The organism is Aurantibacter crassamenti (assembly GCF_016811105.1).
GTDB classification, from domain to species: domain Bacteria; phylum Bacteroidota; class Bacteroidia; order Flavobacteriales; family Flavobacteriaceae; genus Aurantibacter_A; species Aurantibacter_A crassamenti.
In genome coordinates, this window is record NZ_JAFBGM010000001.1 from 1,890,372 (window position 1) to 1,915,880 (window position 25,509).

At 34.0% G+C, this 25,509-nt stretch carries 26 protein-coding genes; 22 read left to right on the forward strand and 4 right to left on the reverse strand.

The features are described from left to right. Positions 1 to 117 precede the first annotated feature (117 nt). The 17 genes from cyoE to tsaB all read left to right on the forward strand — a co-directional run bounded on the left by cyoE (position 118) and on the right by tsaB (position 15,985). Positions 118 to 1,029, forward strand: a complete 912-nt coding sequence (gene cyoE / locus JQC67_RS07600; protein WP_203252225.1) for a heme o synthase — start codon at positions 118 to 120, stop codon at positions 1,027 to 1,029. A gap of 10 nt (positions 1,030 to 1,039) precedes the next feature. Beyond that, positions 1,040 to 1,627, forward strand: a complete 588-nt coding sequence (locus JQC67_RS07605) for a cytochrome c oxidase subunit 3 (RefSeq protein ID WP_317198363.1) — start codon at positions 1,040 to 1,042, stop codon at positions 1,625 to 1,627. Positions 1,628 to 1,865: 238 nt separating this feature from the next. After that, the gene (locus JQC67_RS07610) at positions 1,866 to 2,852 is read left to right on the forward strand and encodes a cytochrome c oxidase subunit 3 (RefSeq protein ID WP_203252226.1); all 987 of its coding nucleotides are present in this window, start codon (positions 1,866 to 1,868) and stop codon (positions 2,850 to 2,852) included. Between the two features lie 48 nt (positions 2,853 to 2,900). Beyond that, complete coding sequence (locus tag JQC67_RS07615) at positions 2,901 to 3,284, forward strand: cytochrome C oxidase subunit IV family protein (RefSeq protein ID WP_203252227.1); 384 nt, start codon at positions 2,901 to 2,903, stop codon at positions 3,282 to 3,284. An 88-nt stretch (positions 3,285 to 3,372) separates the two neighbouring features. Next, positions 3,373 to 4,005, forward strand: coding sequence for a hypothetical protein (locus JQC67_RS07620; protein WP_203252228.1), 633 nt, complete (start codon positions 3,373 to 3,375; stop codon positions 4,003 to 4,005). Further along, positions 4,005 to 4,730 (forward strand): SCO family protein, encoded by a 726-nt coding sequence (locus tag JQC67_RS07625; protein WP_203252229.1) that lies wholly within the window; start codon positions 4,005 to 4,007, stop codon positions 4,728 to 4,730. Before JQC67_RS07620 ends, JQC67_RS07625 begins: the two co-directional genes overlap by 1 nt. A gap of 1 nt (position 4,731) precedes the next feature. Further along, entirely contained in the window at positions 4,732 to 5,265 is a 534-nt protein-coding gene (locus JQC67_RS07630) for a DUF420 domain-containing protein (RefSeq protein ID WP_203252230.1), read from the forward strand. A 31-nt stretch (positions 5,266 to 5,296) separates the two neighbouring features. After that, the gene (locus JQC67_RS07635; protein ID WP_238934526.1) at positions 5,297 to 5,554 is read left to right on the forward strand and encodes a hypothetical protein; all 258 of its coding nucleotides are present in this window, start codon (positions 5,297 to 5,299) and stop codon (positions 5,552 to 5,554) included. Between the two features lie 118 nt (positions 5,555 to 5,672). Further along, on the forward strand, positions 5,673 to 6,920 hold the full coding sequence (locus tag JQC67_RS07640) for an ABC transporter permease (RefSeq protein ID WP_203252231.1): 1,248 nt from the start codon (positions 5,673 to 5,675) through the stop codon (positions 6,918 to 6,920). A 14-nt stretch (positions 6,921 to 6,934) separates the two neighbouring features. Next, positions 6,935 to 8,194 carry an ABC transporter permease gene (locus JQC67_RS07645; protein ID WP_203252232.1) on the forward strand — a complete coding sequence of 420 codons (1,260 nt, stop codon included), beginning with the start codon at positions 6,935 to 6,937 and terminating at the stop codon, positions 8,192 to 8,194. An 86-nt stretch (positions 8,195 to 8,280) separates the two neighbouring features. Beyond that, a complete protein-coding gene (locus tag JQC67_RS07650) occupies positions 8,281 to 9,393 on the forward strand; it encodes an efflux RND transporter periplasmic adaptor subunit (RefSeq protein ID WP_203252233.1) in 1,113 nt (370 codons plus the stop codon). Between the two features lie 132 nt (positions 9,394 to 9,525). Then, positions 9,526 to 10,227: an ABC transporter ATP-binding protein gene (locus JQC67_RS07655; protein WP_203252234.1), complete on the forward strand. Its 702-nt coding sequence runs from the start codon at positions 9,526 to 9,528 to the stop codon at positions 10,225 to 10,227. After that, complete coding sequence (locus tag JQC67_RS07660) at positions 10,220 to 11,449, forward strand: ABC transporter permease (RefSeq protein WP_203252235.1); 1,230 nt, start codon at positions 10,220 to 10,222, stop codon at positions 11,447 to 11,449. The genes JQC67_RS07655 and JQC67_RS07660 overlap by 8 nt, the downstream gene beginning before the upstream one ends. 1 nt (position 11,450) lies before the next feature. After that, positions 11,451 to 12,707 (forward strand): ABC transporter permease, encoded by a 1,257-nt coding sequence (locus JQC67_RS07665; protein WP_203252236.1) that lies wholly within the window; start codon positions 11,451 to 11,453, stop codon positions 12,705 to 12,707. 21 nt (positions 12,708 to 12,728) lie between these two features. Further along, positions 12,729 to 13,847, forward strand: coding sequence for an efflux RND transporter periplasmic adaptor subunit (locus JQC67_RS07670; RefSeq protein WP_203252237.1), 1,119 nt, complete (start codon positions 12,729 to 12,731; stop codon positions 13,845 to 13,847). Positions 13,848 to 13,879: 32 nt separating this feature from the next. Then, positions 13,880 to 15,229, forward strand: coding sequence for a TolC family protein (locus JQC67_RS07675; RefSeq protein ID WP_203252238.1), 1,350 nt, complete (start codon positions 13,880 to 13,882; stop codon positions 15,227 to 15,229). A gap of 81 nt (positions 15,230 to 15,310) precedes the next feature. Continuing rightward, the gene (tsaB, locus tag JQC67_RS07680; RefSeq protein WP_203252239.1) at positions 15,311 to 15,985 is read left to right on the forward strand and encodes a tRNA (adenosine(37)-N6)-threonylcarbamoyltransferase complex dimerization subunit type 1 TsaB; all 675 of its coding nucleotides are present in this window, start codon (positions 15,311 to 15,313) and stop codon (positions 15,983 to 15,985) included. Positions 15,986 to 15,987: 2 nt separating this feature from the next. Here tsaB and JQC67_RS07685 read toward each other — a convergent pair whose 3' ends face one another. The 3 genes from JQC67_RS07685 to JQC67_RS07695 form a co-directional block, all read right to left on the reverse strand. Continuing rightward, complete coding sequence (locus tag JQC67_RS07685; protein WP_203252240.1) at positions 15,988 to 16,809, reverse strand: mechanosensitive ion channel family protein; 822 nt, start codon at positions 16,807 to 16,809, stop codon at positions 15,988 to 15,990. A gap of 188 nt (positions 16,810 to 16,997) precedes the next feature. After that, on the reverse strand, positions 16,998 to 17,198 hold the full coding sequence (locus JQC67_RS07690) for a dodecin family protein (protein ID WP_203252241.1): 201 nt from the start codon (positions 17,196 to 17,198) through the stop codon (positions 16,998 to 17,000). A gap of 67 nt (positions 17,199 to 17,265) precedes the next feature. Continuing rightward, positions 17,266 to 18,168, reverse strand: coding sequence for a NifU family protein (locus JQC67_RS07695; protein ID WP_203252242.1), 903 nt, complete (start codon positions 18,166 to 18,168; stop codon positions 17,266 to 17,268). A 283-nt stretch (positions 18,169 to 18,451) separates the two neighbouring features. Between JQC67_RS07695 and JQC67_RS07700 the strand changes: the two genes are divergently transcribed. Continuing rightward, positions 18,452 to 19,462, forward strand: a complete 1,011-nt coding sequence (locus JQC67_RS07700) for a PorP/SprF family type IX secretion system membrane protein (protein ID WP_203252243.1) — start codon at positions 18,452 to 18,454, stop codon at positions 19,460 to 19,462. 93 nt (positions 19,463 to 19,555) lie between these two features. Here JQC67_RS07700 and JQC67_RS07705 read toward each other — a convergent pair whose 3' ends face one another. Continuing rightward, on the reverse strand, positions 19,556 to 20,734 hold the full coding sequence (locus JQC67_RS07705) for a vWA domain-containing protein (protein WP_203252244.1): 1,179 nt from the start codon (positions 20,732 to 20,734) through the stop codon (positions 19,556 to 19,558). Between the two features lie 208 nt (positions 20,735 to 20,942). Between JQC67_RS07705 and JQC67_RS07710 the strand changes: the two genes are divergently transcribed. Genes JQC67_RS07710 through fabD form a run of 4 tightly spaced genes read left to right on the forward strand, consistent with a single transcriptional unit; the run spans position 20,943 to position 25,338 of the window. Further along, complete coding sequence (locus tag JQC67_RS07710) at positions 20,943 to 23,150, forward strand: tetratricopeptide repeat-containing sensor histidine kinase (protein WP_203252245.1); 2,208 nt, start codon at positions 20,943 to 20,945, stop codon at positions 23,148 to 23,150. Beyond that, the gene (locus JQC67_RS07715; protein ID WP_203252246.1) at positions 23,150 to 23,878 is read left to right on the forward strand and encodes a LytR/AlgR family response regulator transcription factor; all 729 of its coding nucleotides are present in this window, start codon (positions 23,150 to 23,152) and stop codon (positions 23,876 to 23,878) included. Before JQC67_RS07710 ends, JQC67_RS07715 begins: the two co-directional genes overlap by 1 nt. A gap of 18 nt (positions 23,879 to 23,896) precedes the next feature. Then, on the forward strand, positions 23,897 to 24,406 hold the full coding sequence (locus tag JQC67_RS07720; RefSeq protein ID WP_203252247.1) for a gamma carbonic anhydrase family protein: 510 nt from the start codon (positions 23,897 to 23,899) through the stop codon (positions 24,404 to 24,406). A gap of 47 nt (positions 24,407 to 24,453) precedes the next feature. Beyond that, positions 24,454 to 25,338 carry an ACP S-malonyltransferase gene (gene fabD / locus JQC67_RS07725; RefSeq protein WP_203252248.1) on the forward strand — a complete coding sequence of 295 codons (885 nt, stop codon included), beginning with the start codon at positions 24,454 to 24,456 and terminating at the stop codon, positions 25,336 to 25,338. Positions 25,339 to 25,509 lie beyond the last annotated feature (171 nt).

The following is a 25,509-nucleotide window of genomic DNA, read 5'->3' on the forward strand; positions in this document are numbered from 1 at the left end:
TACAAAGTGCATATTCTGACATTGTACGCTATAAATTAAATACTTAGGGATAAACATGTGTAATTGGTTGCAGAAAATTCAATAGGGGCGTATCTTTGCATTTACTAAAAAGTGAAGATGAAGACTGCGGTCAATACGGCTAAAACGAATACCTTATCGTTGGTTTTTTCCGATTTTAAAGAAATCACCAAAGCGAGATTAGCAATTAGCGTTGTTTTTTCTTCTATTGCTGGCTATTTTTTAGGAGCTAACGAAATTGAACTAAATTCAATTTTACTATTAGCATTTGGCGGCTACTGCATGGTAGGGGCGTCAAATGCCTTTAATCAAATTATTGAAAAAGATTTGGATGCTTTGATGAGTCGAACTAAGAATCGACCTATCCCAGCAGGTAGAATGTCTGTCAATACTGCGCTGATAATTGCAGTAATCTTAACCATCATCGGAATCATATCCTTATATATACTGAATCCGAAGACAGCAATGTTTGGGGCAATTTCAATTTTTCTTTATACTAGTGTTTATACCCCTTTAAAGACGAAAACGCCATTATCGGTTTTCGTTGGTGCTTTTCCGGGTGCAATTCCATTTATGTTGGGTTGGGTAGCGGCAACTAATGAATTCGGAATTGAGCCGGGTACCTTATTTATGATTCAATTCTTTTGGCAATTCCCGCATTTTTGGGCTTTAGGTTGGATGTTGGATGATGATTATAAAAAAGGAGGCTTTAAAATGTTGCCAACAGGTAAAAAAGATACCGGTACTGCTTTGCAAATAGTAATGTATACAATTTGGATGATTATTATATCAATAGTACCTGTATTAGGTATTACCGGAAGATTGCAATTGTCAATTACTGCCGCTGTGATAGTCTTTTTATTAGGCTTGGTGATGTTGTTCTTTGCATTTCAGTTGTATAATAAGCGCGATAATAAGACGGCGCGTAAGTTGATGTTAGCCAGTGTGAGTTATATTACCTTAATGCAATTGGTGTATGTGGCTGATAAATATATAAGTTCTTTAGTTTAAAATAGGTGAAGTGAGAAAAGATGTAACACATTTAAGTTTAGAAGAAAAAAATAGCAGAGCAAAGAAAATGATGCTCTGGTTTGGTCTCGCTAGCCTGCTAATGGTTTTCGCGGGCCTCACAAGTGCCTATATTGTAAGTAGTTCACGTGATGATTGGTCGGCAGAGTTGCAATTGCCGGTTATGTTTTATATCAGTACCGCGGTTATTATTTTAAGTAGTTTTACTTATATAATGGCCAAAAAGGCAATTGAAGCTGACAAGACAAAAGCATGTCTTAATTGGTTGCTTCTTACATTGGCTTTAGGTGTGTTATTTATTGTATTACAATTCAATGGGTTTTCACAACTAGTCGCGCAAGGTGATTATTTTACGGGTCCATCGAGTACTATAAAATCATCATATATATATGTGCTTGCAGGGGCACATATTGTTCATGTTTTAGCAGGTATTATATCATTATTGGTTGTGTTGTATAATCAATTTAAAGGTAAATACGCCTCATCTGAATATTTAGGATTGTCATTAGGTGCCACTTTTTGGCATTTTCTTGACTTACTATGGCTTTATTTGGTGATGTTTATGACATTTGTTAAGTAAAATATCAGCTTTTAGTTAAAATCTACGGGGTGTTTTAGTAATAAATAATATAATTGACAGTTTGCATTTAGAGCTTTAATAATGTCTAAAAGTTAATAAGTCAGATTATTAATAAGAATAAATGGCAATTATTTTCATTAAATCAGTAATTATTTGAAGTTATAAGGGAAATAAAAATTTCAAATAAATGAATAAAGATGTAAATTTGCCAACAATTAATTGACCAGATACTTTTTATATGAATTCTACGGTAACAACGGGTACGAATGAAAAAGTTTGGGAGGGTGGAAACCAACCTCTAAATGCCAGCTACGGAAAATTGATGATGTGGTTTTTTCTAGTTTCCGATGCATTAACTTTTTCGGGTTTTTTAGCAGCCTATGGTTTTTCAAGGTTTAAGTTTATTGAAACTTGGCCAATAGCGGATGAGGTGTTCACACACGTTCCATTTTTTCATGGTAATTTTCCAATGTACTATGTAGCTTTTATGACCTTTATACTGATTATGTCATCGGTAACAATGGTATTAGCTGTTGACGCTGGTCATAAGATGAAGAAAAACGCCGTTATATGGTATTTGTTATTGACCATTATCGGTGGTGCTATTTTCGTTGGATCTCAAGCATGGGAATGGGCTACTTTCATTAATGGTGATCATGGTGCTGTAGAAACAAGAGGTGGTCGTATTTTACAATTTGTAAAAGCTGATACAGGTGAAAGAGCTTCATTATCTGATTTTGCTAAAACTATTCCGACTTCAAGAACGCAACATGAAAATAAAAACGGAATTTGGTTTTTTGATGAAGGATATCAACCAAGTTATAATTTAGAAGAAGTAGTTGCAGGTCTAAAGGCTAATCCGAATATCGTAATTCGTACCGAGTCGATTCATCAAGAAGGTGAACATATGGGTCACAAAACCGTTCTTAATCGCGAAGAATCTCTAAATAAAATAAAGGAAGGAAGATTAGTAGTAGAAGGCGCTAACTTAATTCACAATGAATACGGAAGCAGATTGTTTGCTGATTTCTTTTTCTTCATAACAGGTTTTCATGGTTTTCACGTATTCTCTGGGGTAATTTTTAATCTAATCATATTCTTTAATGTGATTTTAGGAACCTATGAGCGCAGAGGACATTATGAGATGGTAGAAAAAGTAGGTCTCTACTGGCACTTTGTAGATTTAGTGTGGGTATTTGTATTTACATTCTTTTATCTAGTATAAGTTTATTATTATTTCCACGAGAGTAGAAATTATTTAATATTATTAAGCATGGCGCAAGCACACAATTTAGCAATTTTTAGAGGTCTAATTAAGTTCAAGTCTAATACACAAAAGATTTGGGGTGTACTTATATTTCTAACAATTATTACTGCAATAGAAGTTGCATTAGGTATAATTAAACCACAAGCCTTAACGCATACATACTTTTTAGGTATGAAGGTTTTAAATTGGATTTTCATCATATTAACATTAGTAAAAGCATATTATATTACATGGGATTTCATGCATATGCGTGATGAAAAGAGCTCATTGAGAAGATCAGTAGTTTGGACACCAATATTCTTGGTTTTTTATCTATTGCTTATTCTTTTGTTAGAAGCTGACTATATATATGAAGTTTTTAAAAATGGTTTTGTTACTTGGAATTTCTAAGCAAACCATTTGTTAAATTATAATATTTTAAGACGGCACTAAGCCGTCTTTTTTTTGCGATGTTGTATCTTTGAATAGCCTTATAATTATGAAAAAAGCCTTTGTTTTAATAGCATTGTTCGTTCTACCCGTGGTTATATATTTATTCTTCGCTTCAGGGGTATATAACTTTGGAAAACTACCGGTACTGACTCAAAATATTTCAAGTATTAATAAGATAGATCCAACTATTGGATTCAATGATAAAATTACGATACTCGGTTTTCTGGGTAATACTATTGAAAATAAGAAGGGTAATGCCTTTAATTTGAACCAAAAAATTTACAAAAGGTTTTATAAATTCAAAGACTTTCAATTTGTAATGATAGTGCCAGAAGGTGCTGAAGAAAAAATTACAGCCTTAAAAAAAGAATTAGGTCATCTTGTTGATATTCAAAAATGGCATTTTGTTTTTTCTAATGAAGATCAGATTAATGATGTTTTTAGCAGCCTAGAAACTAATTTAAGCTTAGATGATGATTTAGGTACACCATATGTGTTTATTATTGATAAGGACGGTAATCTACGCGGAAGAGATGATGATGAAGATGATGGAACTAAATTTGGTTTTAATACAACTTCAGTTGCTGATTTGAATAATAAGATGGAAGATGATGTAAAAATCATTTTGGCTGAATATAGGCTCGCTTTGAAAAAGAATAATGCCGATAGAAACAAATAATGAAGAATAAGTATAGTTATGTTTGGGTTTCATTAGTCGTATTGGTTTTTGGTATAATTTTTATACCAAAAATTGTGGATCGTATTAAAGATGGTACTGTTGTTCAGAACGATCGAATGAATGTTAAAAATGGTGATGAGCAACTATCGTTTGTAACCTTAAATGGTAAAAAAAGACGAGTGCCAGAATTTAGTTTTATTAATCAGGATAGCTTATTAGTAACTGATAAAGATTATTTAGGTAAAGTATACTTGGTTGAGTTTTTCTTTACTACATGTCCTTCTATTTGTCCTGTGATGACTGAAAACCTAGTTGCCTTACAAGAAGAGTTTAAGGATGAAGAAAATTTTGGTGTTGCATCATTTAGTATCAATCCAAGGTATGACCGTCCGCATGTATTAAAAGAATATGCAGAAAAATACGGAATCGTTGATTTAGATTGGAATTTAATGACCGGTGAACAAGACGCTATTTATGTATTGGCAAATTCAGGTTTTAATATTTTTGCTGCTGAAGCAACAAATGCACCTGGAGGTTTTGAACATTCTGGTTTATTTGCTTTAGTTGATAAAAGAGGTTTTATACGTTCTAGAATGGATAAGTTTGGTAATCCTATTATCTATTATAGAGGAATGATTACCGAAGAACAAGGAGAAAATGCATCTGGTGAAACAGAACAAATCTCCATTTTAAAAGAAGATATTAAAAAATTATTTGCGGAGTAAGATGGATAATGAAACTTTAATTAAGGAGAAAAGATTCAATAGATACATCACTATTGTATCAATTGTGATTCCTGCTGTTGTTGTATTATTGTTTAAAGTAAAGCTTCCTAATGTAGAGCCATTACGATTTCTTCCTCCAATATATGCATCAATAAATGGTATTACCGCTGTATTATTAATCGTTGCTGTTTGGGCCATTAAAAATGGCAAACGAGAATTGCATCAAAAATTAATGACTACTTGTATTGCTTTGTCATTGGCGTTTTTGGTAATGTATGTGGCGTATCATATGACCTCTGAATCTACTGCCTTTGGTGGTACTGGTACAATTAAATATATTTATTATTTTATTTTAATTTCGCATATTTTTCTTTCTATAGTTATTATTCCTTTAGTATTAAAAACATATGCTAGAGCCTATTTAAAGAAGTTTGAACAACATAGAAAACTGGCAAGAATTACTTTTCCAATCTGGTTATATGTTGCTGTTACCGGTGTTATAGTGTACTTAATGATATCTCCTTATTATGTTTAATTCTGAATTAAATCGCACTAAATTACTGTCAATGGATAAAGAAATTAATCCAAATAACTTAGCGCGTAAAAAACGAAGAAATAAGCAGAGTATTTTGGCTTTCACTTTTCTGCTGTCTTTTTCGCAATTGACTCAGGCACAATGCGCTATGTGTAGGGCGGTTTTAGATAGTGAAGAGAATGTTGCCATTGCTGAAAGTGTAAATAATGGTATAGTTTATCTTATGGCTATCCCTTATATTTTAGTAGGTGTTCTTTTTTATTTTGTGTACAAGAAGATGTCTTCGTAATTGTCCTTTTTTCTACTTTAACATTATTTTATATTTCAAACTGTAACAAAGTTCTCTTGTGGTAGTCTTAATGTTATACAAAAGTATTTTTATAACAGCCACAACCTAAAACCAACTTATGTTCGATATCGAACGCTGGCAAGAGATTTTTGATACCATCCGTAAGAACAAATTACGTACGTTCTTGACGGGTCTTTCTGTTGCCTCCGGAATTTTTATTCTCGTTATTTTATTGGGATTTGGACAAGGCATGCAAAATGGTATCGCTAACGAATTTGAGGGCGATGCTAATAACTTACTTGGCGTTTGGACCCAAGTAACAACCAAAGAATATAAAGGTTTAAATCCGGGGCGGCCTATTATACTTAGTAATAGAGACTACGATTATATTGAGAGCAAATACAGTGATATACTAGAGTTTAAATCACCGAACCTAAGAATATTTAATGCTAGTATAAATTACAAGAATGAATCTGGTGCATATCAAGTTCAGGCAGTGGCGCCAAATTACCAACAAATAGAGAATGCTGAAATGCTTCAAGGGCGATTTCTTAATTATAAAGACGATGCTTCAGTCGCTAAAGTTGCTATTATCAGTAAGAAGATAAGAGAAGAGTTAATGCCTAATGAGAAAAATCCGGTCGGAAAAGAGCTAAAAATTTCTGATTTAGTTTTTCAGATAGTTGGTGTTTTTAGTGATAAAGGCGGGGATTTTGACGAGAGCAGATTATATATACCCCAAAGCACTGGGCAACGTGTTTTTAATAGAGGTGATAGTCTGAGTATGATGTATTTTACGCTTAAACCACAAGCTACTTTTGAGAAAACACTAGCTGCCTCTAATAAATTTAATTCAGAGATTGAAACCTATTTAAAGCAGGTACATACTGTAGCTCCTGATGATGGTAGCGCTATAAATACTTTTAATACCCTAGAAAATGTAAAACGATTTATGGGGATGATGAAAGGGATAAAATTATTCTTTTGGTTTGTAGGCATCTGTACCATTATTGCTGGTATTGTTGGTGTAAGTAATATTATGCTAATTATAGTGAAAGAAAGAACACGAGAAATAGGTGTACGCAAGGCATTGGGAGCAAAACCTTGGTCTATTGTTTGGATGATTTTACACGAGGCTGTTTTTGTTACTGCAGTTTCTGGTTTTGGTGGATTGATTTTTAGCATGGGCTTGTTAGAGTTTATTGGGCCAAAGGTTGAAGTCGATTATGTGCTCAACCCTTCAATTGATTTTAATGTCGCAGTTACTACTGTGTTATTATTAATTTTTGCCGGAGCTGTAGCAGGATTTTTTCCGGCATGGAGAGCAGCTAGTATAAAACCAATTGAAGCCTTAAGAGACGAATAAAAGAAATTAAAACCATGTTTAGTAAAGATCGTTGGAAAGAAATACTGCAGGTGCTAACTACTAATATGTTTAGAACTGCACTTACTGCCTTTGGTGTGTTTTGGGGTATTTTTATTCTCATTATTCTACTAGCAGCTGGTAAGGGTTTTGAAAATGGCATAAGAGCAGATTTTGGCAATATTGCTACCAATACACTTTTTATGTGGACACAAAAAGTTACCAAAGCATATAAAGGCTTGCCAAAAGACCGTATGTTTTATTATAAAACAGGTGATGTTGCTGATATTTGGGAAAATGTAGATGGCTTACGCTTTGTGTCTCCGCGCAATCAACTTGGTAGTTTTAACGGAACCAATAATGTAATACGCGGCCTTAAAAGCGGTGCATTTACCGTTTATGGTGATTATCCAGAGATCATCAAGCAGGATCCAATGGACATCATTTCTGGACGTTTTATTAATCAATCAGATATTAATGAAAGACGTAAAGTTGCTGTGATTGGTGTTGATGTTAGACGTAGTTTGTATGAGAAGGATGAAGATTATCTAGGAACCTATATTAAGATAAACAACGTCAATTTTATGGTTATAGGTACCTATAAAAAATCAAATAATAATGGCAATGGCGATCAAGCGCAAAGAGAAATATATATTCCATTTACTTCTTTCTCTCAAGCCTTTAATAGAGGTGATAACGTAGGTTGGATGGCAATCACTGCTCAAGATAATGTGCCAATAACCAATATTAAAGAACAAATTTTTGAAGTAGTTAAAGAAAATCATTTTATACATCCTGATGATAAAAGAGCCGTTGGCCATTTCGATTTAAATGAACGTTTTCAAAGAGTAAGTGGATTGTTTATGGCAATCCAATTTATCGCATATTTCGTTGGTGTTTTGGTCTTGCTATCTGGTATTATTGGTGTGAGTAATATCATGCTAATAGTAGTTAAAGAGCGAACAAAAGAAATAGGAGTTCGCAGAGCGTTAGGCGAAGGGCCTTGGTCTATTAAAAAGCAAATTTTAATGGAGTCCGTTTTCTTAACTATAATCTCAGGAATGGCGGGTATTGTTTTTGGAACCCTCGTGATTTTTGGAGTAAATTATTTGTTAGATATGAACGGGCCAGTGATGATGTTCATTAACCCAAGTGTAAATCTTGGTGTAATAACAATCGCATTAATCATTTTAATGGTATCTGGCTTATTAGCTGGTTTTATACCTGCCAATAGTGCGATAAAAGTCCGCCCAATTGAAGCGTTGCGTTCAGAATAATGAGAATCGGTAAATGAGAAAAAACATTATAAAATTTATTGACTAGAAGTCAACTTAAAAGAATTTAACATCAATCAACTAATCAAATGAAAAAAAGTGTCGTAATTATCATATTGTTAACCATAGTCCTTGCCTTCGGTGGCGCTATGTATTACTTATATCAGAAAAATAGTGAAGACCCTGTGGTTTATGAAACCGAGGCAGCTTCAAAGCAAACTATCATTAAAAAGACGGTAGCAACGGGTAGTATTTTGCCATTAGAAGAAGTTTTGATAAAACCCAATATTTCAGGTGTTATTGAAGAAATATTTGTTGAAGGTGGAGATTATGTAAAGTCGGGAGACTTGCTTTGTCGAATTAAAGTTGTTCCGAATTTGGATGCATTAAATAACGCTAAAAATGGAATAGACGAAGCGAAAATTTCATTGAATGATCAAAAAAGAAACCTAGATCGTCAAAAATCATTATTTGATAAAGGTGTAATTTCTAAAGTAGATTTAGAACGCGCCCAATTGGCTTTTGATCAAGCGCAACAGTCTTTTAGAGCAGCCAATAATAGGTATGATATTGTAAAAACGGGAACTACCAAAAGTTTGGGTAGTTCTGCAAATACCTTAATAAGATCTACCGTTAGTGGTATGGTTTTAGACGTTCCGGTTGAAGTGGGTAACCAAGTAATAGAAAGTAACACTTTTAATGAAGGTACTACTATAGCAGCGATTGCAGATATAGAGAAAATGATTTTTGAAGGCAAGGTTGATGAATCTGAAGTTGGTAAGTTAAAAGAAAATTTGCCTTTAGAAATTACAGTTGGGGCTATTGAGAATATAGTTTTTGATGCGGTGCTAGATTATATAGCGCCCAAGGGTGTAGCCGAAAATGGTGCGATACAATTTGAAATAAAAGGAACGCTTAATAAGAAAGACTCCACATTTATTAGAGCTGGTTTAAGCGCAAATGCTTCTATTATTTTGGCGAAAGCAGATAGTGTTTTAGCGGTTAAAGAAGCTTTAGTGCAGTTCGATCCAAAAACAAAATTGCCTTTTGTAGAAGTGGAGAATGGTGATCAAAAGTTTGAGCGAAAAGATGTTGAGCTCGGTGTTAGTGACGGAATTTTTGTTGAAGTAAAGTCTGGTGTTGAGGTAGATGACAAAATAAAAGTATGGAATATTCTAAAGACCGAAGAAGTGTCGAGTTAACTATGTTTAGAATTGCACAAACCTAACTAAAGCATTTTTTTAACAAAATTTAAATACCCTTTCTTGTAACAAAATTGGAACTTAACTGTCTAATTAACAGATTCATTTCCAAAACAGCTAACACCACCAAAAATGATTGAAATAAAAGATCTTCATAAGTCATATAAAATGGGAAGCAATTCTCTACATGTTTTAAAAGGCTTAAATTTTAATATCAAAGAAGGCGAACTTGTAGCTATTATGGGCTCTTCAGGATCTGGAAAGTCTACTTTGTTAAATATTTTAGGCATGTTAGATGAGCTAGATGAAGGTAGTTATACCTTAGATGGTGTTCCTATAAAAAACCTTAACGAGACCAAGGCAGCCCAGTATCGAAATAAATTTTTAGGGTTTATTTTTCAATCCTTTAACCTGATAAATTATAAAACTGCCGTTGAGAACGTGGCGCTTCCATTGTATTATCAAGGTGTAAATAGAAAAGAGCGACAAGAAAAAGCTTTAAAATATCTTGAGCAAGTTGGTTTAAAAGAATGGGCAGGTCATTTGCCAAGTGAGCTTTCAGGTGGGCAAAAACAGCGAGTCGCAATTGCACGTGCTTTAGCTGCTGAACCAAAAGTATTAATGGCTGATGAACCTACCGGGGCATTAGATAGTCAAACTTCATATGAAGTAATGGATTTAATACAGAAAATTAACGATGATGGCAATACAATATTAGTAGTAACACACGAACCTGACATTGCTGATATGTGTAAGCGCATTGTTCATTTAAAAGATGGTGTTATCGTTGAAGATAAAAAAGTAGATCAGGTAAGAGCTTCGCAGTATGTTTGATCGCGATATTTGGCAAGAAATTTTTCATAGTATTCGAAGCAATAAGCTGAGAACTTTTCTCACCGGTTTTTCGGTCGCTTGGGGTATATTCATATTGGTATTATTATTGGCTTCCGTAAACGGAATGCAGAATGGTTTTTATGACCAGTTCAATGATAATGCAAGCAATGCCGTTTACATACATTCACGTACAACATCAAAAGCATATGCTGGTTTTGAGAAAGGTAGAAGAATTCAATTTACAAATGATGACGTTGATTATATAAAGGGAAGTTTTAAAGGTGATTTCGAGTTTATTACGCCAGTTTTTGAAAGAAGTACAAGTGCACGCTATAAAGAAGAAACGGGATCTTACCGTGTTATGGCAATTAACAACGAGCACATATTTATTCAAAAAGTCAACATTTCACAAGGTCGATATATCAATAAAAGTGATGTAGTAGGAGGGGCTAAAGTTGCAGTTATAGGAAAAAAAGTTGCCACAGATTTATATAAAAAAGAAGACCCACTTGGTAAGTTTATAGAGATAAATGGTCTTCCATTTATGATTGTGGGGGTATTCACTGATGATAAAGATGAAGGTGCAGAAAGTATGATTTATGCGCCTATTACAACCTATCAAAGAATATACAGTAATACCAGTGATATAGATCAAATTATGCTGACGTATAATCCTGATTTTAATCTTGATGAGGCAATGGATTTCTCAAATAAGATTACGGTGTTGTTAAAACGTAGGCATAAAATTTCACCAGATGATCAAGCAGGTCTTCGTATTTGGAATACAGCTGAAGCCTTTAATGATATTGGTCAATTTACTGGAATATTACAGATAATGAGCGTTGTTATTGGCCTACTTATATTAATTGCAGGTATTGTGGGTATTGGTAACATCATGGTTTTTATTATTAAGGAAAGAACAAAAGAAATAGGCATTAGAAAAGCATTGGGTGCAAAGCCAAAGCAAATAATAATGTTGGTTTTGTTAGAGTCTGTTTTTATTACCGCCTTATCCGGATTAATCGGATTGCTATTCGCCACCGGATTATTGTCTCTTGTAGGGCCTTTGATGGATGCGCCGGCATTTAAAGATCCATCAGTAGATATGTCAACCATTATAATAGCAACTATTGTATTAGTAGTTGCGGGTATGTTAGCAGGACTAATTCCAGCAATAAAAGCTGCCAGAGTTAAACCAATTGTAGCTTTAAGCGATAAATAATATGTGGTTATTAGATAGAGATTTATGGACAGAGATTCTCAATACGTTGAGCAAGAATATGTTTCGCACATTCTTGACCATGTTGGGCGTTTTCTTTGCTATGATTATTCTCTTGTTATTACTCGGTGCTACGAACGGAATGAGTAATAGCTTTGATAAAATATTTGAGGGTACTTCTAGTAATAGTTTGTTTATGTGGAGCCAACAGACTTCAGAGCCGTATAAAGGTTTTGAACGCGGAAGACGCATAAGGTTCACCACGGATGATGTTGAGTTGCTAAAAAAACAAATTCCTGAAATTGATATTATTTCACCAAGAATTCAACTAGGTGGGTATAATACGCCAGTTTCTGTTTATAGAAATGGGCGCACAAGTGGTTCTTCGGTTTTGGGCGATTATCCTTTAATTGATGAGGTAACAAAAAAGAATATTGTTGAAGGCAGATTTTTAAATAATAAGGATATAGAATACAGTAAAAAGGTATGTGTTATTGGACAAGAGGCCTACGAACAACTTTTTGATAAAGGTGAAGAAGCAATAGGTCATAGTATTCGTGTGAATGGCGTTTTCTTTACCGTGATTGGTATTTATAAGAAAAATGAGAATATTGATATTGACGGAGATAATGCCGTGTTTATTCCTTTTACAACCTGTAAGAAGACTTTTGGTGGTGGAAATCAAGTAGGTTTTATGGCAATGACAATTTACCCTGAATACACCGTGCCACCAATAGAAGCTAAAATAAAAAAACTTTTGAAGAATAAATATAGTATTCACCCAGATGATGAAAGAGCAATTGGGTCTTTTGATATGTCTAGAATATTTAATAGTGTTTCTGCCTTTACCGGAGTGCTTAATGGATTTTCGTTTTTTGTTGGCATATTTACCTTGTTGGCGGGTATAATCGCAGTGAGCAACATATTATTAATTACGGTAAAAGAGCGTACTAAAGAAATAGGTATAAGAAGAGCTTTAGGTGCTACACCTAGGGTGGTAAAAAGACAAATTGTTTTGGAGGCTATTTTAATAACAGTCTTTGCAGGTTTGCTAGGTTTTACATTGTCAACAGCGATTTTAGCTGGGGCTAATGTCATTTTTGAAGGTATGGAAAATGTGCCAATAACAAATGCGATTTTTTCAATTCCACAATTTTTAATATCGTTTTTTCTGTTGGTCGTGCTGAGTGTTTTAATTGGTTTAATACCAGCGAATAGAGCCGTAAAGGTAAAACCAATAGACGCTTTAAGAGAAGAATAATAAATATATAATTACTGACCAATGAACAAATATGTAAAGTACACGTTAATCGGCCTTTTGGTGCTAGCAGTTTTGTGGGCTACGGCTTATTTCATTAAAAAGAATAGTACCCCAGCACAGTTATTTGAAACCTCGACTTTAACTAAAGAGAATATCGTCAATAAGGTTGTGGTGACAGGTAAAGTAGTACCTGAGGATGAAATAAATATTAAACCTCAAATCTCCGGTATTATTGAAAAAATATATTTGGAAGAAGGTGTTCATGTAAAAGCTGGTGACCTAATTGCGAAAATTAAAGTCGTGCCAAATGAACAGTCTTTAAACCAAGCTAGAGGGCGAGTTAAAAATGCTGAAATTAATTTAAAGAATATAACTACAGAGTATAATAGAAATAAGACCTTGTTTGATAAGGGTGTAATATCTAGTCAAGATTTTAATGGCTTGCAATTACAATTTGATCAGGCAAATCAAGAATTGCAAAATTCACAGGCAGATTATCAAATTATTCGCAAAGGTTCTGCAGGCGGTGCTGCATCTGCAAATACAAATATTAGGGCTACGGTTACAGGTACAATTTTAGAAATTCCCGTTGAAGAGGGTTATCAAGTAATTGAAACTAATAATTTCAATGAGGGTACAACAATTGCTACAATTGCCGATATGTCTAAAATGATTTTTGAAGGAGAAGTAGACGAAGCAGAAGTAGACAAATTGAAAGTAGGTATGCCACTAAAAATTGCTTTAGGTGCAATGGAAGACTCAAATTTTGATGCTGATTTACGTTTTGTGGCCCCCAAAGGAACTGAAGTTGACGGAGCCGTTCAGTTTAAAATTGAAGGCGATTTAAAGGTAAGTGAAGACACTTATATAAGAGCAGGTTATAGTGCTAATGCGTCAATAGTAATTGAACAGAAAGATAGTGTTTTGGCAATCAAAGAAGCATTATTACAGTTTGAAAAAGATTCAGAGCAGCCTTATGTAGAAATAGAAATTGGCGAAAATGAATATGAAAAAAGAGAGCTTGAATTAGGAGTGAGTGACGGAATTAATGTTGAGGTACTTTCAGGTGTTACAGATAAAGACAAAATTAAAATTTGGAATGAGGTCGCTAAAGTTGAAAAAGGACCGAAACGTAATTAATATCATCAATCAAGAATATAAAATCAAAAAAAATGAAACTTAAACTAACAGCCATATTTTTGGTGTTGTTTGCGTACGCAACTTCAGCCCAAGAAAAGAAGTGGACGCTCGCGGAGTGTATACAATACGCCGAGGAAAACAACCTTACAATTGCACAATATGAATTGGATTTAGAAAGTGTCTATATAGACGAATCTGATGCTTTTGGTAATTTTCTACCAGATGCAAATGCGCAACTTAGTTCTTCGGCAAATACAGGTCTATCATTTGACCCAACAAATAATCAGCCAGTAACTACAACAATATTAACGGCTAGCGGAGGTGTAACTTCTACCGTTAGTATTTTTAACGGATTAAGAAATATCAATAGACTTCGAAGAGCTAAAATGAATTCGTTAGCAAATCAATATCGTTTAGACGATTTAAAAGATGACATACGTTTGGCAGTGGCTAATGCTTATCTCAATATTATTTCAAATAAAGAGGTTCTTATTACTCAAAAAGGACAATATGCTGTTACCGAGCAAGATTTAAAAAGGATTACGGAACTTGTAGAAGCAGGAGTTGTACCAAGAGGTGATTTGTTAGAAATTGAAGCTACAGCTGCCGGACTAGAGCAACAAATTGTAAATACTGAAAACTTAGTTCTAATTTCTCGCATAAATTTGGCGCAATTATTACAAATAACAGATTATGAAAATTTTGATGTTGCCGAGATTGAAATAGAAGTACCACCTTCAGAAGTATTAAATAAAACTCCAAAAGAGATTTTTGCAACCGCACTAACTTTTCGAAATGATATAAAATTTTCTGAAAGTGGTGTGACACTTGCAGAACAAGATTTAAAAATATCTAAAGGGGCATTACTGCCAACTTTAGGAGCATTTTTTAACTATAATACTCGTTATTCGGATCAAGAAAATTTTAATAATATAACGGGCTTGCTAGAAAGAGATAGTTTTAAAGATCAGTTGTGGTTAAATGATGGTATTTCTTATGGTGTGCAATTAAACGTACCTATTTTTAATCGGTTTATTAATAAGAATAATATTAGACGTTCTGAAATTAATGTGCAAAGGGCGCAATTACAATTAGAGCAAGACAAATTGGTGCTTGAAACAAGTATTAATCAGGCTTATGTTGATGTTAAAAGTTTTGCTAAAGCTTATGAAGCAGCACAGAAAACTTTAGATGCAACTCGATTGGCATATAATTATTCAAAAGAAAAATTTGATGTTGGTTTAATGAACGCATTCGATTTTAGCCAAGCCCAATCACGAGTTGATAATGCTGAAGCGGATGTAGTTCGTACAAAGTATGATTATATATTTAGACTTAAAGTCTTAGAATTCTACTTTGGTATTCCCATTGATTTAAACTAAGAGCATTAAGAAATAATTTAACCTGCTAGTCTCATTTTTGATTCTAGCAGGTTTTTATATTTGGCAGTATCTTTGTCTATTATGGCTACAATTTTAAATATAGAAACAGCAACAACGAACTGTTCAGTTAGTATTGCTAAAGATGGAAAACTGCTTTCAATAAAAGAGCAGAATACGCCCAATTATTCGCATTCAGAACAACTGCATGTATTTATTGATACTGTGATTAAAGAAGCTAAACTTTCATTTGACGATGTTGATGCCATTGCAGTCAGCAAAGGGCCTGGGTCTTACACAGGGCTTCGTATTGGTGTTTCTGCGGCCAAAGGTTTATGTTTTTCTTTAGATATTCCGTTAATTAGTATTCCAACCTTAGAAAGTATGGCTCATCAATGTAAAATTGATGATTATGACTTCATTATTCCGTTATTAGATGCACGGCGAATGGAAGTTTATGCTGAAGTATATGACAACAATTTGAAATTGCTACGCGAAACAAAAGCTGAGATTATTGATGTCGACAGTTTCAATTCATATGCAGCACAAGGCAAAGTTTTATTAGCCGGAAGCGGGGCTCAAAAATGTCAAGATATATTGACAAATTCTAATTTTGAATATAAATTAGATGCTGTGCCTTCTGCAAAACATATGTGCCCGCTTTCACATTTAAAGTTTGTTAATTCTGAATTTGAAGACGTAGCTTATTTTGAGCCTTTTTATCTAAAGGATTTCATTGTAATGAAACCAAAATCTTAGGGCTAGTTGTTTGTATGAACAACACGCTGTGGAAATGGTATTTCAATTTCTTCTGCGTCAAAACGATATTTCAGTTCTTCAATTACATGAAAATGTGCCGCCCAAAATAAATCATTTCTGGCCCAAAAACGCAATGTAAGATTTACTGAACTATCACCTAATTCACCTACATAAACTTCAGGCATAGGTTCTTTTAAAATATTCTCGTTTTCAGCGCATATTTGTAACAAGATATCTTTTGCTTTTTTAATGTTGGAACTGTAGCCAATGCCCACGTCTATCTTATCTCTTCGGGTACTTTCAGTATTGTAATTTATAATGTTGTTATTACTCAATTGACCGTTGGGTAAAATTGCTACCTGATTTCCAAAGGTGTTTAATTTGGTTGTAAAAATTGTAATCTCCTTTACCGTTCCATCTACTCCTTGGGCAGAAATAAAATCGCCTATTTTAAAGGGTTTAAAGAGTAGTATAAGTACACCTCCAGCAAAGTTGGCTAATGAACCTTGTAAGGCCAAACCAATGGCCAAACCTGCTGCACCAAGAATTGCAACCAAAGAAGTTGATTGTACACCAAGTTGAGTAATTACCAATACGAAAATTACGGCTTTTAAAGCAATGCGAATAAAGCTCTGTAAAAAGGTTTCCAGGGTTTGATCATAATCTTTTTTATCAAAAAACTTTGTAACCATCCGGTTAATTAACCGCGTAACCCATATTCCAACAAATAAAATTATACAAGCGACTATTAGGTTCGGTAGTGCTTCCCATAGCCATTTGATTGCATAGTCAATATGTTTTTGATAGTCTACTAATTCTTCCATAAAAGGGTATTATTTTTTAAAGCTTAAATAAAATTTATTATAATGATTAGGCAAAGAAAGTGAAACTACATGTAAGATTAGGTGTAATTCGCTATGTGCGTCAAAACTTCATTGGTTAGAGTTAAAACTGATCTTGTGAAAACAAAAAAGGCGCCAAATAGGCGCCTTTTCTAATCTAAAAAATTTATTTAATTAACCTCAAAGGTAATCTTTACGTTTACTCGAAAATTGTCCATTTTACCATCTTTAACCGTAGCACTTTGCTCATTGATGTATACAGATCGTATGTTTTTTACAGATTTGGAAGCTTGTGCAACAGCATTGTTTGCAGCATCTTCCCAACTTTTATCTGAATTCGCTAATATTTCAATTACTTTTAATATAGACATGTCTAGTGTTTTATGTGAATACGTAAGTTACTAAAATATCGGCAAATTGGGCAATGTTAACTATTCATTAACCATTGAGAGCCACTACTTCATTAACTTTATCACCCATCATATTTTTCAACATGGTTTCAATGCCATTTTTAAGCGTAAAGGTTGAAGATGGGCAACCACTGCACGCACCTTGTAAAATTACATTTACTGTTTTTGTATCCTCTTCATAAGATTGAAAAAGAATGTTACCACCATCACTAGCTACTGCTGGTTTTACATATTCATCTAAAATAGCCACAATTTGTAAAGAGGTGTCGTCTAATTCAGGTAATGTTGATTGTACTTCTTCTGTTTCGTCTTTCTTAATAGCTTTTGCTTCAGTTGAAACTACAGCATTGCCTTCTGATAAATAGTTACGTATAAATTCACGCAATTCCATATTAATTTCTTCCCACTCAGCAACGTCATATTTGGTTACCGAAACGTAGTTTTCATCAAAAAAGACTTGCTTTACATACGGAAAATGGAAAAGCTTTTTAGCCAGTTCAGAATCTTTAGCCTCATCAATATTTTTGAATTCGAAAGTTTGAGCAACTATTTTTCGATTGCAAACAAACTTCATAACTGCAGGGTTGGGCGTAACTTCAGCATAAACAGTAGCTGCTATATTCTCAGTATCTTCTGCTTCATTAACAATAGGTTCGCCTTCATTTAAATAATCAACCAATTGTTGAGCAACTTCATCTTTAACATCACTCCATTCAACAATGTCATAGCGTTCCAATCCGATGAAATTACCTGAAATATATACGGTTTTGATAAAAGGAAGGTAAAACAACTGCTGCGCTAAAGGTGAATTTTGAGCGTCGTCAATGTTTTTAAACTCATAGTTTTTGCCATTCGTGAGCATATGATTGGTCTCAAACTTGAGTATTGCAGGATTATTTGTTTCTGATACGGTTATATTGAACTCCGTCATAAGGCTTAATTTTTCACAAAAATACGTTATTCCACTTAGTTAGTATTGCAACTACCCGTTACTTTTAATGCTACAGTGAAAAAGCAAAATACTACTGTAGAAATTATCGATTTTTAGTCGAATTTATATGCAAAGCCTTACTAAAAGTCGATGAAATTAGTATTGTAATTGAAATTGTGTTCTAAATGAAGAATGTGAAGGTGTAGAAACAAATACTAATATTATATTTCAACCGTTATATTTGTAGATTCAACCAGCTTTAATATTCCCACATCTTCATTGTATGAGACAGCGTTTATTGCTATTATTCACATTGTTAGCTTTTGTTTTTACCTCAAAAGCCCAAGAAGGTATTCCTGTTTATTTCGATTATTTAGCAGATAACTATTATTTGGTGTACCCGTCAATGGCTGGTATTGGTCAAGGAGGTAAAATACGTGGTACAGTACGTAAACAGTGGTTTAGTGTTGAAGAAGCTCCGAATTTACAGACTTTAAATGCCCATTTTAGAATAGGGGAGACCAGTAGCGGTGTTGGTGCTACATTTTATAATGATGCAAATGGCTATCACGCTCAAACAGGATTTAAACTTACCTATGCCCACCACTTGAAACTTGGAGGTGATGCACGTTATTTAGATCAATTGTCTTTTGGACTAAGTCCAACGTATTTACAAAGTAGCCTAGATGAGAGTGAATTTCGTTCGGTGGATTATGATCCAGCGATAATTGGCACTAAAATTAGCCAAGGATATTTTAACTTAGATTTAGGTATTTCATATAGTAAGATGGAATTTTACGCCCATTTTGCAGTTTTGAACCTTTTGGCTTCAGAACGAAGTTTGTATCGTTTTGGTAGATTGGGTGATGTGCCTGTAATCGATAATTTAAGAAGATACCTAGTTTCTGCCGGATATATTTTCGGAAAGAGTGAATGGCAACTTGAACCCTCAGTATTGTTTCAAATGACTGATTTCACCAAAGAGAAATCCATAGATATTAACGCTAAAGTTTACAGAGATGTAGATTTTGGAAGAGTTTGGGGTGGACTTTCTTACAGACGAAGTTTTGATGGAGCTCAATTTCAAAATGGAGCTGATTTTGGTGAGCAAAGATTACAGTTGGTTACACCAATAGTAGGTGCTAACATCAAAAATTTCATGGTTTCGTATAACTATTCATACCAAATGGGAAGTATACGTTTAGACAATGGCGGTTTTCATCAAATAACTTTGGGTTATGACTTTGGTCAGAGTGAAAGAAAATACGATTGTTATTGCCCTGCTGCAAACTAATAGTAAAATGAGCCCGCTGTATGTTCATAACGGGCCCAAACTACACTACACCAATCTACTATTTTAAATAATTTTATTGAATTTGATTATAGTTTAGTCGAACTTATAATCTTTTTTCGCTGCTTGTTTTTTAATTGCACCTAGCATAGCATTTTCTAATGCTCCTTTTGAATCTTCTTTTTGATTTGTAGCGATATAGGCTTCACGCTTTTTATTAAGCTCTTGAATTTCATTTTGAATTTGAGTACGCTCTTCTTTTTTGTCTTTTAAATAACTTTCAATTGCTTTAGGTGATTTACCTTTTAAATCACTTGGTAATTCGTCATCATTGATTTCTGAAATATCTATTTTATTGTTTTCAACCGCATCAACCATATCCCAGCTTGAATTTGAATATAGTCGCGAGCTTTTACTAACTGCTCGTTTAATAGCTACAGCTTCTTCCATTTCAGCCGCATTAGCGTCTTGCGTACGTTGCATTTGGCTTTTTGAAGCACCTAAAGAACCATACGAAATATATGTTTTATTCAACTTTGAATTTAGTTTGATAATGATGTCATCATAAGGGGTGTCAATATGTACTACTTTTTGGTTATGGTCAATAGCCATGTATTCGCCTCCGGTGAGTGAGGCGCCCTGTTTCCAATCAGTATTGATGCCCTGCTGATAATTTCCGCAGAAAATTGTGTTTACTACAATGTCTTTTTCTTTAGCGTTGGTAACCGCATCTTTATAGTTTAATTTTCCCTGTGTAAAAGGTTCGTTGCCCGCAATAAAGATCATTTTTAAGTTGTCGGCATTTTTACCCCATTGTAATTGTTTTAGAGAAGTATTAATTACAGCACCACAATACTCTTCACCGCCATTGGTGGTAAGTGAAAACAGCTTTTCTGAAATTTCGTCTAAATCGCTGCTAAAGTTCAATACCTGTTGAATATATCCTTCTTGAGAAGATAAATTGTCATTTCCATATTGGTAAAGCGCTATTTGAAGGTTTGGTCTTTTTTCATTTCCGCACTTAGCATGTGTAAATTCATTTACAATATCCCAAAGTTGTGCTTTTGCTTGATTGATAAGTCCATCCATACTATTGCTAGTATCTAATAGTAAAGCAATTTTTACGGTATTGTTGGGTTCTTCTTTCTCATTGATAACTGCCTGAGCTATTAAGGGTTCTGAAGTAGCTTTTTTAGATGCAAATTCGCAACTATAAGCTGTTGTCATTGAGATTGCCATGAGGCCAAGAGCTACTAAACGTTTTGTATTTTTCATAATATCTATCATTATTAATTTAAGGCTAAACTAAAGGCATACTTTTTCATAAAAAATGAAGAATGAGTAAAACGACCTTTTGAATGAGTAAACAATAACTTCTAATGTGTGAGCTGTAATTTTAGGTGTGTAAAACCCTTGTTTTTGGGAAGTAATCATTTTTTATAATCGCATAAATCGTCTAAGTTTACGTTGTAGTACTAGTCAAATGAAAAAATATTTCTTCATATTATTTATGCTCTTTTTGGGCACTAATCTTGTTTTTGCGCAGCAATCTGAGCGTGGTGCTCGCATTGAAGTTAAAGGGTCTGTTTTGGCTAAAGAAAGTTATGCACCTATATCTAATGTTGAAGTATCTACAGATAAGGGAGCTTATACTGAAACCAATAAACAGGGTGAGTTTAGCATCATCGTCTCAGTAGGTGATGAGCTGATTTTTAGAAAATCTGATATTGAAACCTTACGTTACATCATTAAAAATGATGAAGATATTAAGGTGTTGGTCAGCGATTATGATAGTGATTCTAACGCTGGTTTATATAAAAGGACAGCCACTAAATCAGTGGTGACAAAGCACAAATCTTTTATTGATTCTGCAAACCATTATAAAAGAATTGATATTGAAAAAAGTATCGACTTTATCTCACAGTCCATTTCTGAACTTGGTGCATCGGCTAACAAAAAGGAATTAGCCTTATCGTTAACTACTCTGGGTGAGGTTTATCAGTATTATCAGCAATACGATTTAGCAATTGAAAATTTTAAGGATGCTCAAATAGCCAATAAAACTACACGAACGGCCTTACTGCTTGGTAGAATTTATATATTAAATAATGAATTAGATAATGCCAGAAATACGCTAGAGCCGCTTTTAGACGTAAAGAATATGATTCCGTATCAGCGCACAGAACTCTATGAAGGCTTGGGTGATGTTTTTAAGATGCAGAATTCTATAGACAAAGCTGTGGCCTATTATGAAGAGGGTTTAAAAGTTGCAAATAAAAACCAAATTACACCTAAAGTAACTGATTTGAATTCAAAAATAGCTGATGCATATGCCAAAGAAGGCAGATCAGTTGAAGCGGAAGGGTATTACAATAATTCACTGAAATTGGCCCGTAAAGAAGCACCACAGCGCGCAATACAAGAAAAAGAAAAGGTAGCTGATTTTTATAATAATAAGAATCGATATGATGAGGAGATAAAGCTGCGGAAGAATACACTAAATGAGTTGAACAGTCTTCCTGCTCCGGTGGTTGCACAAAAATCTACAATAGTGGGGTTTGATTCTATTACTTCGCAACGTATTAATTATAAAATAGGAAGAGCTTACATTGCGCAAGATAAATATGAAGAAGCAATTCCATATTTAGAGAAAAGTATAGTTGAGGCAGATCGTGAAGATGACTTAATTGTTCAGAAAGATGCTACAAGAAAGCTATCTGAATTGTATGAGTCTAAAGGTGATTTTTTCAAAGCATATAAAACATATCAAGAATATGTAGCCGTGGTTGATACTTTATATCGGCGAAAAGAGCAGGAAATTTCAAGAGCTGCAAGGTTTAATAGGGAAATTTCTTCGCGCCAAAGTAGAATTAGTGGTTTAGAACAAGAACGCGAACTTTCGCAAAGTAAATATGCCTTAGCGGTTACTGAACAGCAACTTGTGCAAGAAAGTTTTAAACGACAACAATGGGTAATTTATTCATTAATTGCGGGGTTGGTTCTTATGGGGCTTGCAGCATTTTTTTTCTACAGAAGTAATCAGCAGCAAAAATTAGCAAATAATCTCTTGGCATTGAAATCATTGCGTTCTCAAATGAATCCACATTTTATTTTTAATGCACTTAATTCTGTAAATAATTATATCGCCAAAAGCGATGAGCGTAGTGCAAATAGGTTTTTAAGTGAATTTTCAACCCTAATGCGTTCGGTTTTAGAAAATTCAGAAGAAGATTTTATTCCGCTTTCTAAAGAATTAGAATTGTTAGAGCTTTATGTGAAATTAGAGCACTCACGGTTTCCTGATAAGTTTGATTATGCATTAGAGATTGATGAAAATATTGATGTTTCTGAATTTGAGATTCCACCTATGTTACTGCAGCCCTATATCGAAAATGCTATTTGGCATGGCCTTCGTTATAAAGAGGACAAAGGATATTTGAAGATTGGTTTAGCCAAAATTAATAAAGATTGTATTCAAATTATCATATCAGATAATGGAATAGGGCGAAAAGAATCTGCAAAGCTGAAAACTCAGAATCAAAAAAAGCAAAAATCAAAAGGCATGGGTAATATTAAAAAACGTGTTGCTATTTTGAATGATATGTATAAAGATCGAATTGATGTGTCAATTGGTGATTTAGAAACTACAGGTAGCGGAACCAAGGTGATTCTTACCCTTAAAAAAGACTAATGAATTTAAAAGCAATTATAATAGAAGATGAGGCCAATAGCCGCGAAATATTGAGAACGTATTTGACTAAATATTGTCCGAATATATCATTAATAGGTGAGGCTGCAAGTATTCAAGAAGGACTAAGTTTAATTAAAGAAAAAACAATTGATTTAGTTTTTTTAGATGTTGAAATGCCTTTTGGCAATGCGTTTGATTTATTGGATCAAGTGCCTGACAGAACATTTGAAACAGTCTTTGTAACGGCGTACAATCAATATGCAGTTGATGCGCTTAATAATCACGCAGCTTACTATTTAATGAAGCCTATTAATATTGATGAGCTTATAAAGGCGGTTGATTATGTAGCAGAAATTATTTCAAAAGAAAATGCATTAGAAGATACAGTGCTGAAGCCAAAGTTGAAAAATGTAGAAGGCAAAATTACGATTCCGCAACAAGACGGCTTTCAAGTACTCAATGTCAAAGATATTTTATATTGTAAGGCAGACGATAATTACACAGAAATATACCTAGAAAACAAGAAGATTTTGGTTAGTAAAACCCTTAAATATTTTGAGGAGGCATTGATAGAATTTGCTTTTGCACGCATTCATAAATCGTATTTGGTAAATGTAAATGAGGTTACGAAATATAAAAAAGGTAAAGGAGGTAGTGTTGTGGTTTCAAACGGAAAAGAACTTCTAGTATCGGCATCTAAAAAGAAAGAATTTTTAGCCTATTTTTAGTTTTCAATAGTTAAAATTATGATAGTAAAGACGGTACGAGGAAAAACACCTGAAATAGGTGAAGATTGCTTTATTGCAGAAAATGCGACCATTGTAGGTGAAGTTTCTATGGGCAAACAATGTAGTGTGTGGTATAATGCCGTGCTTCGGGGTGATGTTCATTATATAAAAATGGGCAATAAGGTGAATGTTCAAGATGGTGCAGTTGTACATTGTACCTATCAAAAATCGCCAACAACCATAGGTGATAATGTTTCAATTGGTCATAATGCAATAGTGCATGGCTGTACAATTAATGATAATGTTTTAGTGGGAATGGGTAGTATTATAATGGATGACTGTGTAGTCGAAAGTAATAGTATTATTGCGGCTGGTGCTGTACTTACTAAAGGAACACATGTACCTTCAGGAAGTATTTTTGCAGGTATGCCTGCTAAGAAGATTAAAGATATTAGTCCGGAATTGAGTTCAGGTGAAATAGATCGCATAGCAAATAATTATGTAACATATTCTAGTTGGTTTAAATAGAGATAATTGTAGAGATTGTCTATTTTTGCGCCAGAAAATTTAAGAAAATGAATGCATACATCTTTCCAGGACAAGGAGCTCAGTTTGTGGGTATGGGTCTTGATTTATTTGAAGAATATCCGTTAGCAAAAGAGCTTTTTAATAGCGCAAATGATATTTTAGGTTTTTCAATTACCGATATTATGTTTAGCGGTACTACCGAAGAATTAAAGCAAACCAATGTAACCCAACCGGCTATCTTTTTACACTCCGTTATTTTAGGTAAAGTATGTGGTGATAATTTCAAACCAGATATGGTAGCAGGGCATTCATTGGGTGAATTTTCAGCGCTTGTGGCAAATGGTAGTTTGAGTTTTGAAGATGGCTTAACCTTAGTTGCGAAGCGAGCGGAAGCAATGCAAAAAGCATGTGAAATTCAGCCGAGCACTATGGCCGCAGTATTAGGATTAGAAGATTCAATAGTTGAAAAAATATGTCAAGAAATTGATGGAGTTGTAGTTGCAGCTAACTATAATTGCCCAGGTCAATTAGTAATTTCAGGAGAGATTGAAGCAATAAATACAGCTTGCGAAAAAATGAAAGAAGCTGGTGCTCGTAGAGCATTGGTATTACCTGTGGGTGGTGCATTTCATTCCCCATTAATGGAGCCAGCACGAGAAGAGTTAGCGTCAGCAATTGAAATGACCCAATTTAAGAAACCAAGTTGTCCTATTTATCAAAATGTTCCTACAACATCGGTTAATGATTCTGACGAAATAAAGAAGAATCTTATTTCGCAATTAACGGCGCCAGTAAAATGGACACAAAGTGTTCAAAATATGATAAAGGATGGGGCGACCCTGTTTACAGAGGTTGGTCCGGGTAAGGTACTTCAGGGTCTTGTAAGAAAGATTGATTCAAATCCAGAAACTACATCAATTTCCAAACCATAACAGCCTTTCGTCCGTATATAAGGTAGTTTAACTTTAAAAGGTTGATTTCAACCTTAAAATAAGGAGTTAGACTATTTTTTTAGTAATATTGATACCAAATTTTGCTTAAACCAACCTAAACGCTGTGAATTGAATTGAGAACGTTCAAAGAACAGTCTATGAAATGAACTT

Coding starts and splice junctions, on each gene's coding strand:
- cyoE (WP_203252225.1), top strand. CDS start 118: ATGAAGACTGCGGTCAATACGGCTAAAACGAATACCTTATCGTTGGTT.
- JQC67_RS07675 (WP_203252238.1), top strand. CDS start 13,880: ATGAAACTTAAACTAACAGCCATATTTTTGGTGTTGTTTGCGTACGCA.
- JQC67_RS07715 (WP_203252246.1), top strand. CDS start 23,150: ATGAATTTAAAAGCAATTATAATAGAAGATGAGGCCAATAGCCGCGAA.
- JQC67_RS07650 (WP_203252233.1), top strand. CDS start 8,281: ATGAAAAAAAGTGTCGTAATTATCATATTGTTAACCATAGTCCTTGCC.
- JQC67_RS07705 (WP_203252244.1), bottom strand. CDS start 20,734: ATGAAAAATACAAAACGTTTAGTAGCTCTTGGCCTCATGGCAATCTCA.
- JQC67_RS07655 (WP_203252234.1), top strand. CDS start 9,526: ATGATTGAAATAAAAGATCTTCATAAGTCATATAAAATGGGAAGCAAT.
- JQC67_RS07685 (WP_203252240.1), bottom strand. CDS start 16,809: ATGGAAGAATTAGTAGACTATCAAAAACATATTGACTATGCAATCAAA.
- JQC67_RS07700 (WP_203252243.1), top strand. CDS start 18,452: ATGAGACAGCGTTTATTGCTATTATTCACATTGTTAGCTTTTGTTTTT.
- JQC67_RS07660 (WP_203252235.1), top strand. CDS start 10,220: ATGTTTGATCGCGATATTTGGCAAGAAATTTTTCATAGTATTCGAAGC.
- JQC67_RS07690 (WP_203252241.1), bottom strand. CDS start 17,198: ATGTCTATATTAAAAGTAATTGAAATATTAGCGAATTCAGATAAAAGT.
- JQC67_RS07610 (WP_203252226.1), top strand. CDS start 1,866: ATGAATTCTACGGTAACAACGGGTACGAATGAAAAAGTTTGGGAGGGT.
- JQC67_RS07720 (WP_203252247.1), top strand. CDS start 23,897: ATGATAGTAAAGACGGTACGAGGAAAAACACCTGAAATAGGTGAAGAT.
- JQC67_RS07695 (WP_203252242.1), bottom strand. CDS start 18,168: ATGACGGAGTTCAATATAACCGTATCAGAAACAAATAATCCTGCAATA.
- JQC67_RS07615 (WP_203252227.1), top strand. CDS start 2,901: ATGGCGCAAGCACACAATTTAGCAATTTTTAGAGGTCTAATTAAGTTC.
- JQC67_RS07635 (WP_238934526.1), top strand. CDS start 5,297: ATGGATAAAGAAATTAATCCAAATAACTTAGCGCGTAAAAAACGAAGA.
- JQC67_RS07645 (WP_203252232.1), top strand. CDS start 6,935: ATGTTTAGTAAAGATCGTTGGAAAGAAATACTGCAGGTGCTAACTACT.
- JQC67_RS07640 (WP_203252231.1), top strand. CDS start 5,673: ATGTTCGATATCGAACGCTGGCAAGAGATTTTTGATACCATCCGTAAG.
- JQC67_RS07670 (WP_203252237.1), top strand. CDS start 12,729: ATGAACAAATATGTAAAGTACACGTTAATCGGCCTTTTGGTGCTAGCA.
- JQC67_RS07620 (WP_203252228.1), top strand. CDS start 3,373: ATGAAAAAAGCCTTTGTTTTAATAGCATTGTTCGTTCTACCCGTGGTT.
- tsaB (WP_203252239.1), top strand. CDS start 15,311: ATGGCTACAATTTTAAATATAGAAACAGCAACAACGAACTGTTCAGTT.
- fabD (WP_203252248.1), top strand. CDS start 24,454: ATGAATGCATACATCTTTCCAGGACAAGGAGCTCAGTTTGTGGGTATG.
- JQC67_RS07710 (WP_203252245.1), top strand. CDS start 20,943: ATGAAAAAATATTTCTTCATATTATTTATGCTCTTTTTGGGCACTAAT.
- JQC67_RS07625 (WP_203252229.1), top strand. CDS start 4,005: ATGAAGAATAAGTATAGTTATGTTTGGGTTTCATTAGTCGTATTGGTT.
- JQC67_RS07630 (WP_203252230.1), top strand. CDS start 4,732: ATGGATAATGAAACTTTAATTAAGGAGAAAAGATTCAATAGATACATC.
- JQC67_RS07665 (WP_203252236.1), top strand. CDS start 11,451: ATGTGGTTATTAGATAGAGATTTATGGACAGAGATTCTCAATACGTTG.